The organism is Dactylosporangium sp. McL0621, assembly GCF_049995355.1.
Classification (GTDB): Bacteria; Actinomycetota; Actinomycetes; order Mycobacteriales; family Micromonosporaceae; genus Dactylosporangium.
The window spans coordinates 8,517,828-8,532,244 of sequence record NZ_CP188259.1 but is presented as its reverse complement, the minus strand read 5'-3'; the positions used below and the strand labels follow the sequence as shown (position 1 = coordinate 8,532,244).

The following is a 14,417-nucleotide window of genomic DNA, read 5'->3' as shown; positions in this document are numbered from 1 at the left end:
CGGCGGACTACGCCTTGGCGACCAGGCTGCCGACGATGGTCACTCCGGCCCACCGGCGGACCCGCGGCGACCACGGGCGCGGCGGCCGCGCCAGGCCGAGGCGCCGCAGCGCGAGCAGCGGCACCGTCACGGCCGTGAGCAGCGCCAGGCCCGCGAGCGCCGGGTTGGCGCCGAGGGAGGCGAGGACCCGGCCGTGCACGAGCTCCACGGCCGCGGTGGTCAGGCCGCAGAAGGGGCAGGGCACGCCGGTCAACCGGCGCAGCGGGCAGGGCAGGCCCAGGCCCGCGCCGGCGCTGAACGCCGGCCAGACCGCGGCCGCCGCGCCGACCGCGAGGCCGAACGCGCCGAGGCGCTCCGGAACCGAGTACTGCCTGCTCACCTGGGACCCGTCCTCGAAGTGACGAGTCGTGAGCTTAGGTGGTGATCGACATCGCTCGCTGTCGTCCGATCGTCCGATGCGAAACGTCGTGACCAGGCAGGATTCGGCCGCGCAGGCCTAAAACCACCTAACAACGCGAGACGAAAAATAGCGATCAAATCGCGCGGCGAAGACGGCGAAATGCCGGGAAACCGGTCAGCGGACGCGGATCGTGGGGCCGTCCGACGGTACGAGCTCACCGATCACCGGGAAGCCCGGGATCTCGCCGGCCACGAGCAGGCCGCCCGACGTCTGGGCGTCGGCGAGCAGGAGCAGCTCGTCCTCGCTCGCCGCGCCCGCGTCGAGGTGCGGGCGCACCCAGTCGAGGTTGCGCCGCGTGCCGCCGCTGACGAACCCGTCGGCCAGGGCACGGCGGGCGCCGTCGAGGTACGGTACCGCCGCCGCATCCACGACCGCCGTCACGCCGCTGGCCCGGGCGAGCTTGTGCAGGTGGCCGAGCAGGCCGAACCCGGTCACGTCGGTGGCGCACTCGGCGCCCGCGGCCAGCGCGGCCTCGGACGCGTCGCGGTTGAGGGCGGTCATTGCCGCGACCGCGTGCGGGAACGGCTCGCCGGTGGCCTTGTGCCGGCTGTTGAGCACCCCGATGCCGAGCGGCTTGGTGAGCGTCAGGGGCAGGCCCGGGCGGCCGCGGTCGTTGCGCAGCAGGCGCCCGGGGTCGGCGAGGCCGGTGACCGCCATGCCGTACTTGGGCTCCGGGTCGTCGACGGAGTGCCCGCCCGCGACGTGGCACGCGGCCTCGCGGGCGACGTCGAGCCCGCCGCGCAGCACCTCGGCCGCCAGCTCCAGCGGCAGCACCTCGCGGGGCCAGGCGAGCAGGTTCACCGCCACGACCGGCCGGCCGCCCATCGCGTAGACGTCGGAGAGGGCGTTCGCGGCGGCGATGCGCCCCCAGTCGTACGCGTCGTCGACCACCGGCGTGAAGAAGTCCGCGGTCGCCACGACGGCCAGGCCGTTCGCGATCGACACGACCGCGGCGTCGTCGCCGTTGTCGAGGCCGACGAGCAGCTCGCCCGGGCCGGCGGGGGCGCGGCCGCCGACGAGCCCGGCGACCACGGCCTCGAGCTCGCCGGGCGGGATCTTGCAGGCACAGCCGCCGCCGTGGGCGTAGCCGGTGAGCCGGATCATCTGCTGCGTCACGCCGACCACTTTATGCGCATCGCCGCCGACGCCGATTGCCAACGATCCGGCTCCGAGCTAAGCAGCACCTCCGGTCCGCGACTGGCTCGACGACCTGGCCGCCGGCTGAACTACCGCTGGCCGGAAGGATTCCCGCGAAATCGTCGACGATCCTGCTGACGAGCCTAGCGTTCGGCCAGGATTGCCTTCGAAAGGCGGATGTCGATGCATCGCGGTCGCCTCCTTCCGGCCCTCGCCGCGCTGACCCTCCTGGCCGCCTGCGGCTCGAACGCCACGCCGGCCAAGCCCGGCGAGCCCGACAAGGTCAAGGTCGGCGTCATCCCGATCGTCGACGTCGCCCCGATCTACCTCGGCAAGGCGCAGGGCTTCTTCTCGAAGCGCAACATCGACCTGACCATGGAGCAGGCCCAGGGCGGCGCCGCGATCGTCCCCGGCGTGGTCTCCGGGCAGTACCAGTTCGGCTTCAGCAACATCGTGAGCCTGCTCGTCGCCGGCCAGCAGAAGGTGCCGATCAAGGTCGTCGCCAACGGCGTCAACTCCACCGGCGACGCGGCCAAGGACTTCGGCCAGCTCGTCGTCAAGGACCCGGCCATCAAGACGGCCAAGGACCTGGAGGGCAGGACGGTCGCCACCAACACCGTCAAGAACATCGTCGACACCACGGTCAAGGAGATCGTGCGCAAGGCCGGCGGCGACCCGGCCAAGGTGAGCTTCGTCGAGCTCGCGTTCCCCGACATGGGCGCCGCGCTGGACGCCGGGCGTGTGCAGGGCATGTTCGTCGTCGAGCCGTTCCTCGCCCCGGCCCTGGCCAAGGGCGGGCGGGCGCTGGGCTCCTACGCCGATGTCGACCCGAAGCTGTGCGTGGCCGCGTACTTCACCTCCAGCCAGCTCATCGCCCAGAACCCGGACCTCGTCAAGCGGTTCACCGAGGCCATGCAGGAGTCGCTCGCCTACGCCGACGGCCACCCCGACGCGGTGCGGCAGGCGGTCACGACGTACACCCAGATCAAGGCCGACGCCGCGGGCGCCATGACGCTGCCGAAGTGGGCGAGCACCGTGGACACCGCGTCCGTGGGCAAGATGAACCAGCTGCTGGCGACCAACGGCGTGCTGAGCGCCCCCGTCGACACGTCGAAGCTCCTGCCGTGATCAAGGGCGCGCTGGGCCTGGCCGGGTTCGCGCTGCTGCTCGAGGCGCTGCCCCGGCTGGGCGTCCTGCCCCGCGCGCACTTCCCGCCGTTCAGCGCCGTCTGCGTGAGCCTCGCCGAGCAGGCCGGCCGCCGCGCCTTCTGGGCGGCGGTCGGCGGCACCCTCGCCACCTGGCTCATCGGGCTGGCCATCGCGGTGGCGGCCGGGATCGTGCTGGGCGTGGTCATCGGCACGGTCCCGCTGCTGCGCGCCGGGACCGCCTCCACCATCGAGTTCCTGCGCCCGATCCCGTCGGTCGCGCTGCTGCCCCTGGCCGTGGTCCTGTTCAGCACGCCGATGCGCTCGATCCTGCTGCTGGTCGTGTACGCGTCCTTCTGGCAGGTCCTGATCCAGGTGCTGCACGGCGTCGCCGACGTCGACCCGGTCGCCCGCGACACCACGGACTCGTACCGGCTCGGCCGCTGGCACCGCGCCCGGTACCTGGTGTGGCCGACGACCCTGCCCTACGCGATGACCGGCATCCGCCTCGCCGCCTCCGTCGCGCTCGTGCTCACCGTCACCGGCGAGCTGTTCATCGGCGGCACCGACGGCCTCGGCGAGCAGCTGTCCCTGGCCCGCAACAGCGGCGACGACGGGGTGCCGGCGATGTACGCCCTCGTCGTCGTGGCCGGCGTGCTCGGCCTGGCCGCGAACCTCGTGACCCGCCGGGCCGAGCGGGTCGTGCTGGCGTGGCACCCGTCGGTCCGGCGGGAGCTGCCGCTGTGAGCCGGGTGCTCAAGGCGGTCGCGCTGCCGGTCGCCCTGCTCGTCGTGTGGTGGTTCGCGAGCCGGAACAGCCTCGACTTCTACCGGCCGCCGCTGGAGACGGTCCTCCGCGCGTTCCCGGGCACGTGGACCCCGCACCGGCTGCGCGCCGACGTGCTGCCGAGCCTGTTGCGCCTCTTCGCCGGCTACGGCATCGCGCTCGCGGCCGGCGTCGGGCTCGGGGTGGCGATCGGCGCGAACCGTACCCTGCGGGCGGTGTGCGAGCCGGTGCTGGAGTTCCTGCGTGCGGTACCGCCGCCGATGCTCGTGCCCGTGCTCATCCTGCTGTCCGGGTTCACCGACCGCACCAAGATCCTCGTGATCGTCCTCGGCGCCGTCTGGCCCGTGCTGCTCAACACCGTCGAGGGCGTGCGCGGGGCCGACGAGGTGCTCGTCGACACCTGCCGGACGTACCGGATCCGGGGCGGGCTGCGCCTGCGGACCTTCGTGCTGCGCGCCGCCAGCCCGCACATCGTGGTCGGCGCGCGCCAGGCGCTGTCGATCAGCATCATCATGATGGTCATCGGCGAGCTGCTCGGCACCACGAACGGGCTGGGGTACGTCATCATCGACTTCCAGCGCACGTACCAGATCCCGCAGATGTGGAGCGGCGTGTTCGTCCTGGGCCTGCTCGGCGTCGCGCTGTCGGCGCTGTTCCGGCTGGCCGAGCGCCGGGTCCTGCACTGGTACCACGGAGCGTCCGATGCTCGACGTTGAGGCGCTCACCAAGACCTACGACGGGCACGGCCGGCGGATCGAGGCCCTGGCCGGCATCACGCTGCACGTCGAGGCCGGCGAGTTCGTGTGCGTCGTCGGCCCGTCCGGCTGCGGCAAGACGACGCTGCTGCGCTGCCTGGGCGGCCTGCTGCCGCCCACCACCGGCACCGTGCGCGTGGCCGGCACCGAGGTCACCGGCCCGCCGGACGGGCTCGCGATCGTCTTCCAGGAGTACGGCCGCAGCCTCATGCCGTGGCTGCGCGTCGCCGACAACGTCGAGCTGCCGCTGCGCGCCAAGCGCCTCCCTCGCCCGCAGCGACGGCAGCTCGTGGCGGACGCCCTCGCCGCCGTGGGCCTGGCCGACGCGGGCCGCGCGTACCCGTGGCAGCTCTCCGGCGGCATGCAGCAGCGGGTGGCGATCGCGCGCGCGATCGCCTTCGAGCCGCGGGTGCTGCTGATGGACGAGCCGTTCGCGGCGGTCGACGCCCAGACCCGGGCCGACCTGGAGGACCTGGTCCGCGAGGTCTGGCGCACGACGGGCGTGACCCTGCTGTTCGTCACCCACGACATCGACGAGGCCGTGTACCTGTCCGAGCGCGTCGTCATCCTGTCGTCCTCGCCGACGCACGTGCTGGAGGAGCTGCCGATCCCGCTGCCGTCGGCCCGCGACCAGCTCACAACCCGCGCGGACCCGCTGTTCGTGGAGCTGCGCTCGCACGTGTACGCACGAATCCAGCGGGCGGCTTCGCCAACGGCGCCTTCCTGACGGCCGTCGGGCGGACGGCACCTCCGCGGCCCGCTCCTCAGGGCGCGCAGGCCTTCGTGAGTGCGGCGGCCGTCGCCGGGGCCGCGGACGTGCTGATCGCCAGGCGCGTCGGCAGGCTCAGGGCCGGGTCGCGGAAGGGTACGAAGGCCACGCGCGGGTTGTGGACGGTGCGGGCGTGGGCGGCGTACGCGACAGTCCACAGGTCGGTGCCCGCACCGATCGCGGCCATGGTGTCCTGCAGGGTGCCCGTCGCCGGGCCCGGGGTGGGCTCGAAGCCCGCGGCCGCGCACGCCGCGGTGACGAGGTCGACGAGGGCCGGGTGGTTGCGCCGCGCGGTGAGCATCAGGCGCAGGCCCGCGAGGTCGGCCAGGTCGATCGCGGGGGCGCCGGCGCTCGGGTGGGCCGTGGGGAGGACGGCGACGAGCGCGTCGCGCCACGCGTCGTGCGCGCGGATGCCCGGTTTGGTGACGGTACCGCGGACGAACGCCGCATCCAGGCGGCCCTCCGCGACCTGGGTGAGGCGCTCGCCGACCGGGGCCGACACGAGCTCCACGGCGAAGCCGGCGCGGGCCAGGCGCTCCAGCACGCGGTCGAGGTGGTCGCCGAGGCCGGTGCTCGTGCCCAGCCGCAGCGTCGGGTGGCCCGGGTCGGCGGCGCGCGCGGCTACGGCCCGGGCGGCGTCGGCGGCGGCGAGCACCGCCCGCGCGGCCGGGAGGAACTCGCGCCCGAAGGCGGTGAGCACCACCCGGCGCGGCGAGCGGTCGAACAGGTCGGCCCCGAGGTCCCGCTCCAGGCGCCGGATCTGCTGGCTGACCGCCGGCTGCACGATGTGCAGCAGCTCGGCGGCCCGCCCGAAGTGCAGCGTCTCGGCGACGGTCACGAAGTACCGCAGCTGGCGCAGTTCCATGGGCTCTTTTCTACTGGTCGGCCACCAGCTTGCCCGCGGCCGCCCAGCTCTGCGGCGGCGTCTCCTGGATCCAGACCTGGACGGTCTCGGCGGGAATCTTGTACGCGTCCACGAACGCGTCGGTGATGCGGCGGACGAGGTCACGCTTGAGCTCGACGTCGCGGGGGCCCTGCAGCACGGTCACGATTGGCATGCATCCATTGCAGGGCAACGGCTGCGCGCGACCAAGACGCAGTCCGCTCGCGCAGCCATCACGATTCGCTCTTGGTCCGGGCACTCGCGTTCAGGCGTCGCCGGACGCGTCGTCCTTGGTCGGGAACAGGATCGGGCTCAGCAGGTGCTGCGCGCGGCCGGGGCCCGGCTCGTTCGCGATGTGCGGCACGATCGCCGCGCGCATGCCCGCGATGAGCTGTTCGCGCTCGGCGGCGGTCAGCCAGATCGCGTGCTGGCGGTAGCCGACCTGGTCCGCGGCCGGGTCGGCGGCGGGGTCGTCGAGGTAGGCCTGGTACTCGGCCAGCAGCACCGCCATCGACGCGGCGAACGCGCGCCGGTGGTCCTCCACGCTCGCCGCGGCCGCGCGCTCGGCGCTCACCGCGGCGCGGGCCGGCTGGAGACGGTAGTGGCGCTCCACGAACCCGCGTACCCGCTGCTGCCCCGCCTCCTCGAGGATGCCGGCCTCGGCGAGGAGGGCGACGTGGCGGTACACCGTCGCCTTCGACGCATCGGCGATCCGCTCGCACAGCTGCTGCGTGGTCAGGCTGCGCCCGCCGGACAGGGCGTGCACGATCCGCAGCCGCACCGGGTGCAGCAGGAGCTCGACGGGGTCCATTGGCATATGTTCGCACACCTGATAATGTTCGCATACATGAGAACAATGCGAGTCGAGGCGGGCGGACGGCAGATCGCCCTCTACCGGGCCGGCGCGGGCGGACCGCCGGTCGTGTTCATCCCCGGGGCCGGGCTCGTGGGGCTGGAGTACGACAACCTCGTGCGCGCCGCGGCCGAGCTGACCACGGCGGTGACCTACGATCGGGCCGGCACCGGCTGGAGCGACGACGCCGACCTGCCCCGCAGCGCCGCCGCCGTCGCCGCCGAGCTGCGCGAGGTCCTGCAGGCGGCCGGGATTCCGGGCCCGTACGTGCTCGCCGGGCACTCCGTGGGCGCCGTGTACGCCCGCCGCTTCGCCCAGCTCCACCCCTCCGACGTCGCCGGCCTGCTCTTCCTGGACCCCGGCCACGAGGACATCCTGCGCTTCCTGCCGGCCGAGGTGGTCGAGCTCAACGAGCGGATGAAGCCCGCCTTCGAGGACCTGCCGGACCTGACCCCCGAGCAGCTGACCGCCTCCCGGGCCGCACTGCAGCAGTTGTACGCGCAGTGGCCCGACGACATCCGCGACCCCCTCGTGGAGCACCGCCTGGAGCACTGGCGCACCGGCCTGCGGGAGAGTCGCAACCTCGAGTCGGAGGTGTACGCGGAGCTGTCCGCCGGCGGCCCCCTGCCCGACGTGCCGCTCATCGTCCTGACGGCCGCCGACAAGAACCCGTTCTGGGTGCAGCACATGCCCCCGGAACTGCTCGAGGCCGCCCACGACGGGGTGCGCGCCCTGCACGCGGCGATCGCGGCGTCGGTGCCCCGGGGCGAGCAGCGCTTCGTGAGCGGGGCGTCGCACCAGTACCTGCACGTCCAGCGGCCCGAGCCGGTCCTCGCCGCCCTCCGCGACCTGCTGGCGGCGTTGTGATCGATTGGGAACCATGGCGTTGCTGAAACCCGGTCAAACCGGGCACCGAGGCGGTGCTATCCGCTAGTGGCCGGCACCGCCCGGTGGCGGGACGCCGTGGCCACGAGCAGCAGGAAGCCGAGCAGGCACAGGACGGCCACGGCGACGTACGCGTAGCGGTACCCGAGGTCCGCCGACAGCCCCATCACCGGCCCGGCCAGCAGCGACGCCACCGGGAACGCGTTGCCCGCCAGGGTCGCGGCCCGGCCGGGCTCGCCGGGCAGGAGCTCCTGCACGTACGAGATGCCCAGGCCCTGCACGGCCGCGATGAATGACGCGTTGAGCACCTGCAGCGCCGCGATCTGCCAGCTGTGCGAGACCAGGGCCACGAGCGTGTAGTACACGACGCCGACCCCGGCCCCGAGGACGATGAGGCGCCGCAGCGGGTAGCGGGTCGACAACGCGCCGAAGCCCAGCATGAGCGGGATCTCCAGCGCGGCGCACAGGCCCAGGATCAGGCCCGCGTCGCGCACCTGGGCGTGCAGCACGTGGCCGAGGTACAGCGACATCGCCTGCACGTTGAGCACGCCCGCGGCCTGCATGACGGCGAACGCGCCAACGGTGCACCAGACGACCGCGCCGGCCCGGCGCGCGGGCGGCCGCTCGTGGTGGGCGGGCGGCGACACCTCGTCGAGGCGCAGGAAGATCACGGCGGCCGCGAGCGCGTACATGGCGGCGGCGGTGAGGTACAACACCCGGAAGCCGCCGGCCTGCAGCAGGAGCGCGGCCACGGGAGGGCCGGCCACCCAGGCGACCGAGAACACCATCCGCAGGGTGCTTATCGACATCGCCGCGCGGGTCGAGCCGCGCTGGGAGAGCACCTCGCGGGCGTAGGCGAACGACTGGGGGAACAGCGCGCCGCTGAGCGCCGTGAGGGTCATGGTCAGGGCCAGGAGGATCCAATACTCCCGGACGAACGCGGTCGCGACCGCCCCCGTGAACCCGGCCAGGGCCGCGGTGAGCAGCAGCCGGCGGCGGATCGGCCGCCGGTCCGAGAGCCGGCCCAGCAGCGACGAGGACACCATCGAGGCCAGCGGCCCGGCGACCAGGAACGCGGCGACCATGGCCGGGGCGGCCTTCACTTCGGTGCTCAGGAACAGCGACAGGAACGGGCCGACGACGGCGACCGACATCCCGACGAAGAAGAAGATGATGCCGAGCGGTACGAGGGTGCGCTGGGCGCTGGTACTGCTGGACGGTGCCTCGACGCTAACCCCTGAAACCACCTCCGCACCTTACGCCGAGGTCGGGGGAGCGCTCTCCCACTATCGGCTACGTCACGCTTCGGCCTGACGCTTGGCCCGGGCGCGGCGCTTGCCCTCGTGCATCGCCTGGACCCGCGGCACGGGGATGGTGTGGCCCTCGGCGACCAGGTCGGCCGGGATCGTCTGCGGCGCCGGCATGTGCGCGGCCCACGGGTCGGCGTCGCCGAGCAGCGCGGGCGCGGTGTGCACGGTGAAGTCGCGGGGCGTGACGCCGCCGAGGTCGGACCAGTCCAGCGGGTACGACACCGGGCACCCGGGCCGCAGCCGCGGGCTGTAGGCGGACACGACTGTCGCGCCGCCGACCCGCGTCGGGTCCAGGAACACCTTGCCGTGCCGGTCGTCACGGATGAACGCGGTGGTGGCCAGGGCTGGGTCGAGCCGCTCGGCGCGGGCCGCGATCGCCCGGGTCGCCGCGGCCACGTCCTCCATCGGCGTCGGCTCGATCGGCACGAAGATGTGCAGGCCCTTCGCGCCGCTGGTCTTCACCGCGCCGGCGAGCCCGGCCGCGGCCAGGGTCTCGCGCACGAGCCCGGCGGCCCGCACCACGAGCCCGAAGTCGTCGCCCTCCGGCGGGTCGAGGTCGAGCACCAGGTGCGTGGTGTGCGCCCAGTCGTCGGCGCGGACCAGCGTCGGGTGGTACTCCACCGCCCGCTGGTTGGCGAACCACAGCAGCGTGCGGCGGTCGTCGCACAGCGCGTAGGCCACGTCCCGCTTGGAGGTCTCGGCCCACATGTGCACGGTCTTGACCCACTCCGGCGTGTACTTGGGCACGTTCTTCTGCATGAACGAGTCCTGCCCGCGCATGATCCGCACGACCGACAGCGGCCGGTCGCGCAGGACCGGGATGATCCGGTCGCGCACGGCGTCGAGGTACTCGACGAGGTCGCGCTTGGTCGCGCCGGCCCCCTCGAAGATGGGCTGGTCGAGGTTGGTCAGCGCGACCCCGGCGCGTTCCTCGGCGGTGCTCACCGTCACACCGTATCGGCTCGCCGCTATGACAGCAGCAGGTCCATGTTCAGCGCGGCGCCCGCCTTCATCCCGCCCGCGGCCGCGCCGATGACCTGGCCCATCGGGTCGGCGAGGTTCCCGGCGACCCAGACCCCGGGCACGTCGGTCCTGCCCATGGCGTCGGCGGCGACGTAGGTCGCGACCGGCAGCCCCTGCATCTCCAGGACGGTGGTCCCGAGCCCGAGCTCGTCGAGGAACCCGGCCCGCGCGGCCAGGGTGGTCTGCACCACGAGGGCCTCCCGCGCCACGAATTGCCCATCCGGCAGGTGTACCCCCTGAGCCTCGACCTTCGCGACGGGGCCCTCCACGATCTTGACCGCCGCCGGGACGTCCGGGACCTCGTGGCCGTTGGTGAACAGGACCAGGTCGCCGGTCCACTGGGTCCACAGCAGCGCGGCGTGCGCGGCGAGGGGGCTCGTGGCGATGATGCCGACGGGCCGGTCGCGGACCTCCCAGCCGTGGCAGTACGGGCAGTGGATCACCCAGTGCCCCCAGCCCTCGGCCAGCCCCGGGATGTCCGGCAGCGCGTCGACGACCCCGGTGGTGACCAGCAGCCGGCGCGCGCCGAAGCCCGTCCCGTCCGCGAGGCCGACGCGAAGGTCGTCGCCGTCGCGGTACGCGCGCACGACCTCGCCCTCGACGATCTCCGCGCCGTACCCCCGCGCCTCCTCGCGCCCGATCCGCAGCAGCTCGCCGGGTGGGGTGTTCTCCCGGCCGAGGTAGTTGTGCACACCGTCGGCGGGGGCGTTGCGCGGCTGCCCGCCGTCGACGACCAGGACCCGGCGGCGTGCCCGGGCCAGGGTCAGGGCCCCGCTCAGGCCGGCCGCACCGCCGCCGATGACGATTACGTCGTACCGATCGCTCATGTCCCCGACCATGCCCGGTCCGCGCGATTGTGGCAAAGAACGTTGCCGGAATGGCAAACTGCTGGCATGACTGAAGACGTCGGGCCCCGGCTGCGGCGGCTGCGCGAACAGCGGGGCGTGACCCTGACCGCACTGTCGGCCGACACCGGCATCTCGGTGAGCACCCTGTCCCGGCTGGAGTCGGGCGGGCGGCGGCCGACCCTCGAACTGCTGGTGCCGCTGGCCCGCGCGCACGGCGTGACCCTCGACTATCTCGCGGGGGCCGCGCCGACCGCCGACCCGCGGGTGCACACGCAGCCGGTGGTACGCCACGGCGTGACGCACATCCCGCTGACCCGGCGCCCGGGCGCCCCGCTGGCGTTCAAGCTCATCTTCCCGCCGCACACGCCGGCCGACGACACGCCGACGCCGCAGACGCACGAGGGGTACGAGTGGCTGTACGTGCTCTCGGGGCGCCTCCGCTTCGTCCTCGGGGAGCACGACATGGTGCTGCAGACCGGGGAGGCGGTCGAGTTCGACACCCGGGTGCCGCACTGGTTCGGCAACCCCAGCCCGTACGCGGCCGAGGTGCTGAGCCTCTTCGGCCCCCAGGGCGAGCGGGTCCACCTGCGCGCGCGGTCCCGCTGACCTTTCACAGGGTGCGTACAGCTTCCTGGCAAGCTCGCGACAGCCGCGGACCCGAGAGTCGGGACCATGACCACGACGACGCTGCCCAGCCCGGCCCGGCCCGCCGCCGCGCACCGGACCAGATCCGAGGCCGCCGCCCGCCCGGTGTGGCAACGGCCGGCGCTTGCCGCCCTGCTGCTGCTCACCGGCGTGCTGTACCTGTGGCGCCTGGGCGACTCGGGCTACGCCAACAGCTTCTACGCCGCCGCTGTCCAGGCCGGCACCCAGAGCTGGAAGGCGCTGCTGTTCGGCTCCCTGGACGCGGGCAACGTCATCACGGTCGACAAGCCGCCGGCCGCCCTGTGGGTCATGGGTCTGTCCGGGCGCATCTTCGGCTTCAACAGCTGGAGCCTCCTGGCGCCGCAGGCCCTCGAGGGCGTGGCCGCGGTCGCCCTGCTCTACGCCACCGTGAAGCGCCACCTCGGCGCCGCGGCCGGCCTGCTCGCCGGCGCCGCGCTGGCCCTCACCCCGGTCGCCGTGCTCATGTTCCGCTTCGACAACCCCGACGCGCTGCTCACCCTGCTGCTCGTGGCCGGCGCGTACTGCACGACCCGCGCCGTGGAGAAGGCCGCCCCCGGCTGGCTGGCCCTGGCCGCCACCGCGCTGGGCTTCGCGTTCCTCACCAAGATGCTGCAGGGCCTGCTGGTGCTGCCTGGCTTCGCCCTGGCCTACCTCATCGCCGCCCCGACGACCCTCGGCCGGCGCCTGCTGCACCTGCTCACCGCGGGCGCCACGCTGGTGGTCGCGGCCGGCTGGTTCGTGGCGCTGGTCGCGCTGTGGCCCGCCTCGTCGCGCCCGTACATCGGCGGCTCGACGAACGACAGCCTCCTCGAGCTCGCCCTCGGGTACAACGGCCTGGGCCGCATCCTCGGCGGCGACGGCAACCGCGGCGGCGGGGGCGGTGGCGGCGGCATGCAGAACGTCGGCTTCGGCGGCGCGACGGGCCTCACGCGCCTCTTCGGCGACAGCATGGGCACCGAGATCAGCTGGCTGCTGCCGGCCGCCCTCATCGGGCTCGCCGCCGGCCTGTGGTTCACGCGCCGCGCCCCGCGCACCGACACGACCCGTGCGGCGCTCATCGTCTGGGGCGGCTGGATGCTCGTCACCGGCGTGGTCTTCAGCTACATGTCGGGCACGATCCACCCGTACTACACGGTCGCCCTGGCCCCGTCGATCGCCGCGCTGGTCGCCATCGCGGGCCGCGAGCTGTGGCGGGCGCGCGCCGCCCTGGCCGCGCGCCTGGTGCTGGCGGCCATGGTCTTCGCGACGGCCGCCTGGTCCTTCACGCTCCTGTCGCGGGACACGTCCTGGACCCCGTGGCTGCGCTGGGCCCTCCTCCTGGCCGGCGGCGCGGCGGCGGTGGCCATCGCCGCGCTGGGCGGTGCCGCTTCCGCTCTTGGTAGCGCCCGCGGTGCCGCTTCCGCTGTCGGTGGCGCCCGCGGTGCCGGCCTCGGCAAGCGGCTCGCCGTGGTGCTGGCGCTGGCGGCCGTCCTGACCGGCTTCGGGGGTACGACGGCGTGGGCGCTGGCGACCGCGAACCAGCCGCACTCCGGCTCCATCCCCACCTCCGGCCCGGCCTCGTCGGGCATGGGCGGCTTCGGCGGCGCCCGGACCGGCGGCGGGATGTTCGGCGAGGGCGACAGCAGCGGCGAGCTCGACACGCTGCTGAAGTCCACGACGACGACGTGGGCGGCCGCCACCACGGGCGACCAGACGGCGGCGGAGCTGGAGCTGGCGACGGGGAAGCCGGTCATCGCGATCGGCGGCTGGGACGGCAGCGACCCGGCCCCGACCCTGGCCGAGTTCCGGGCCATGGTCGCGAAAGGCCAGGTCGCGTACTACGTCGCCGGGGGCCGGGGCGGCGGCCTGGGCGGCGGCAACAGCGACATCGCGACCTGGGTGGCCGCGAACTACACCGCCCAGACGGTCGGCGGCAGCACGGTCTACAAGCTCACGTCCTGACCGTGCACCGCCCGGTCGCCGTTCTAGTGGGCCGTGGCCTGAAGGGCGGCCCGGGCGTCCTGCGGCTGACGGCCGAGGAGCTCGCCGAGCAGCGGGTCGACGCCGGCGAAGAAGCCGCCCCGCGCGGCCTGGTAGAAGCCCAGCAGGAAGCGCGTCATGGGCTCCGGCCGCCCGGCCGCGGCCTGGGCGGCGACCCAGTCCGCCTCGTCCATCGCCTGGAACCGGATGGACCGCCCCGACAGCTCGGACGCCACCTCGGCGAGCTCGGCGAAGGTCGGGGCCGCGGGCGCGGTGAGGGTGACCGGCCCGTCGTACGCGCCGCCGGAAACCAGGATCACCGCGGCCGCCTCGGCGGCGTCCTCGCGGGCCGTCCACGACACCGGTCCGTCGCCGGGCACGGCGATCACGCCCGTCTCGCGCCACGGGCCGGCGAGCCACTGGAGGCTGTGGGCGTAGAAGCCGTTGCGCAGCGAGGTCCACGCGACCCCGGACCCGGCCAGGAGTTGCTCGGTGGCGAAGTGGTCCCGCCCGGGGCCGAACGGGTTGCCGGGCGCGGCGGCCTGGTGGCTGGTGTAGAGGATCCGCTTCACACCGGCCGCGACCGCGGCGTCGACGGCCGTGCGGTGCAGGCCGACCGCGTCCGCGGCCGGGTCGTTGGAGGAGACGAGCAGCAGCTGGTCGGCGCCGGCGAACGCGGCCGGCAGGGCGGCCGGGTCGGCGTAGTCGCCGCGCCGGACCTCGACGCCTCGCCGCGCGAAGCGCTCGGCCTTCGCGGGGTCGCGCACGGCGACCGCGATCTCGCCCGCGGGCAGATTCTCGAGCAGGTGATCGACGGTCGCGCCGTTGAGGGCCCCGGTCGCTCCGGTCACGATGATCATGGTTTGCCCTTCGTGTTATCGGTGGAAACAATTTGAGCGTAACGCTGGAAATCACTGATAGCAAGGCGGTGTTATCGT

General features: G+C 73.7%; 16 protein-coding genes. 7 read left to right on the top strand and 9 right to left on the bottom strand.

From position 1 onward, the window contains the following. Positions 1-7: 7 nt before the first annotated feature. Positions 8-379, bottom strand: coding sequence for a DUF2752 domain-containing protein (locus tag ACPPVO_RS40330; RefSeq protein WP_426503842.1), 372 nt, complete (start codon positions 377-379; stop codon positions 8-10). Positions 380-574: 195 nt separating this feature from the next. Next, positions 575-1,564: a selenide, water dikinase SelD gene (selD, locus tag ACPPVO_RS40325; protein ID WP_426514784.1), complete on the bottom strand. Its 990-nt coding sequence runs from the start codon at positions 1,562-1,564 to the stop codon at positions 575-577. A 216-nt stretch (positions 1,565-1,780) separates the two neighbouring features. Between selD and ACPPVO_RS40320 the strand changes: the two genes are divergently transcribed. From ACPPVO_RS40320 to ACPPVO_RS40305, 4 genes are read left to right on the top strand one after another with little or no spacing between them, the layout of a single operon-like run. Then, positions 1,781-2,725, top strand: a complete 945-nt coding sequence (locus ACPPVO_RS40320; RefSeq protein ID WP_426503841.1) for an ABC transporter substrate-binding protein — start codon at positions 1,781-1,783, stop codon at positions 2,723-2,725. Continuing rightward, positions 2,722-3,489: an ABC transporter permease gene (locus ACPPVO_RS40315; RefSeq protein ID WP_426503840.1), complete on the top strand. Its 768-nt coding sequence runs from the start codon at positions 2,722-2,724 to the stop codon at positions 3,487-3,489. Before ACPPVO_RS40320 ends, ACPPVO_RS40315 begins: the two co-directional genes overlap by 4 nt. Beyond that, complete coding sequence (locus tag ACPPVO_RS40310; RefSeq protein WP_426503838.1) at positions 3,486-4,244, top strand: ABC transporter permease; 759 nt, start codon at positions 3,486-3,488, stop codon at positions 4,242-4,244. Before ACPPVO_RS40315 ends, ACPPVO_RS40310 begins: the two co-directional genes overlap by 4 nt. Next, the gene (locus tag ACPPVO_RS40305) at positions 4,231-5,010 is read left to right on the top strand and encodes an ABC transporter ATP-binding protein (protein WP_426503836.1); all 780 of its coding nucleotides are present in this window, start codon (positions 4,231-4,233) and stop codon (positions 5,008-5,010) included. Before ACPPVO_RS40310 ends, ACPPVO_RS40305 begins: the two co-directional genes overlap by 14 nt. Before the next feature lie 37 nt (positions 5,011-5,047). On the opposite strand, the gene ACPPVO_RS40300 is transcribed toward ACPPVO_RS40305, so the two are convergent. From ACPPVO_RS40300 to ACPPVO_RS40290, 3 genes are all read right to left on the bottom strand, one after another. Next, positions 5,048-5,917: a LysR family transcriptional regulator gene (locus tag ACPPVO_RS40300; RefSeq protein WP_426503835.1), complete on the bottom strand. Its 870-nt coding sequence runs from the start codon at positions 5,915-5,917 to the stop codon at positions 5,048-5,050. Positions 5,918-5,927: 10 nt separating this feature from the next. Further along, positions 5,928-6,110 (bottom strand): 4-oxalocrotonate tautomerase DmpI, encoded by a 183-nt coding sequence (gene dmpI / locus ACPPVO_RS40295; RefSeq protein ID WP_426503834.1) that lies wholly within the window; start codon positions 6,108-6,110, stop codon positions 5,928-5,930. 90 nt (positions 6,111-6,200) lie between these two features. After that, positions 6,201-6,746 carry a helix-turn-helix domain-containing protein gene (locus ACPPVO_RS40290; RefSeq protein WP_426503833.1) on the bottom strand — a complete coding sequence of 182 codons (546 nt, stop codon included), beginning with the start codon at positions 6,744-6,746 and terminating at the stop codon, positions 6,201-6,203. A 36-nt stretch (positions 6,747-6,782) separates the two neighbouring features. Here ACPPVO_RS40290 and ACPPVO_RS40285 point away from each other — a divergent pair, with 36 nt between their 5' ends. After that, positions 6,783-7,655, top strand: a complete 873-nt coding sequence (locus ACPPVO_RS40285) for an alpha/beta fold hydrolase (protein WP_426503832.1) — start codon at positions 6,783-6,785, stop codon at positions 7,653-7,655. A 56-nt stretch (positions 7,656-7,711) separates the two neighbouring features. Here the strand turns inward: ACPPVO_RS40285 and ACPPVO_RS40280 are convergent, their stop codons facing one another. From ACPPVO_RS40280 to ACPPVO_RS40270, 3 genes are read right to left on the bottom strand one after another with little or no spacing between them, the layout of a single operon-like run. After that, positions 7,712-8,920, bottom strand: coding sequence for a sugar efflux transporter (locus ACPPVO_RS40280; protein WP_426503830.1), 1,209 nt, complete (start codon positions 8,918-8,920; stop codon positions 7,712-7,714). Between the two features lie 51 nt (positions 8,921-8,971). Continuing rightward, complete coding sequence (locus tag ACPPVO_RS40275; protein ID WP_426503829.1) at positions 8,972-9,928, bottom strand: DNA polymerase domain-containing protein; 957 nt, start codon at positions 9,926-9,928, stop codon at positions 8,972-8,974. Between the two features lie 23 nt (positions 9,929-9,951). Then, positions 9,952-10,833 (bottom strand): NAD(P)/FAD-dependent oxidoreductase, encoded by an 882-nt coding sequence (locus ACPPVO_RS40270; RefSeq protein ID WP_426503828.1) that lies wholly within the window; start codon positions 10,831-10,833, stop codon positions 9,952-9,954. 66 nt (positions 10,834-10,899) lie between these two features. Between ACPPVO_RS40270 and ACPPVO_RS40265 the strand changes: the two genes are divergently transcribed. Continuing rightward, positions 10,900-11,460 carry a helix-turn-helix domain-containing protein gene (locus ACPPVO_RS40265; RefSeq protein ID WP_426503827.1) on the top strand — a complete coding sequence of 187 codons (561 nt, stop codon included), beginning with the start codon at positions 10,900-10,902 and terminating at the stop codon, positions 11,458-11,460. A 66-nt stretch (positions 11,461-11,526) separates the two neighbouring features. Continuing rightward, a complete protein-coding gene (locus ACPPVO_RS40260; RefSeq protein WP_426503826.1) occupies positions 11,527-13,461 on the top strand; it encodes a glycosyltransferase family 39 protein in 1,935 nt (644 codons plus the stop codon). A 23-nt stretch (positions 13,462-13,484) separates the two neighbouring features. Here the strand turns inward: ACPPVO_RS40260 and ACPPVO_RS40255 are convergent, their stop codons facing one another. Then, the gene (locus ACPPVO_RS40255; RefSeq protein WP_426503825.1) at positions 13,485-14,339 is read right to left on the bottom strand and encodes an NAD(P)H-binding protein; all 855 of its coding nucleotides are present in this window, start codon (positions 14,337-14,339) and stop codon (positions 13,485-13,487) included. Between the last annotated feature and the right edge of the window lie 78 nt (positions 14,340-14,417).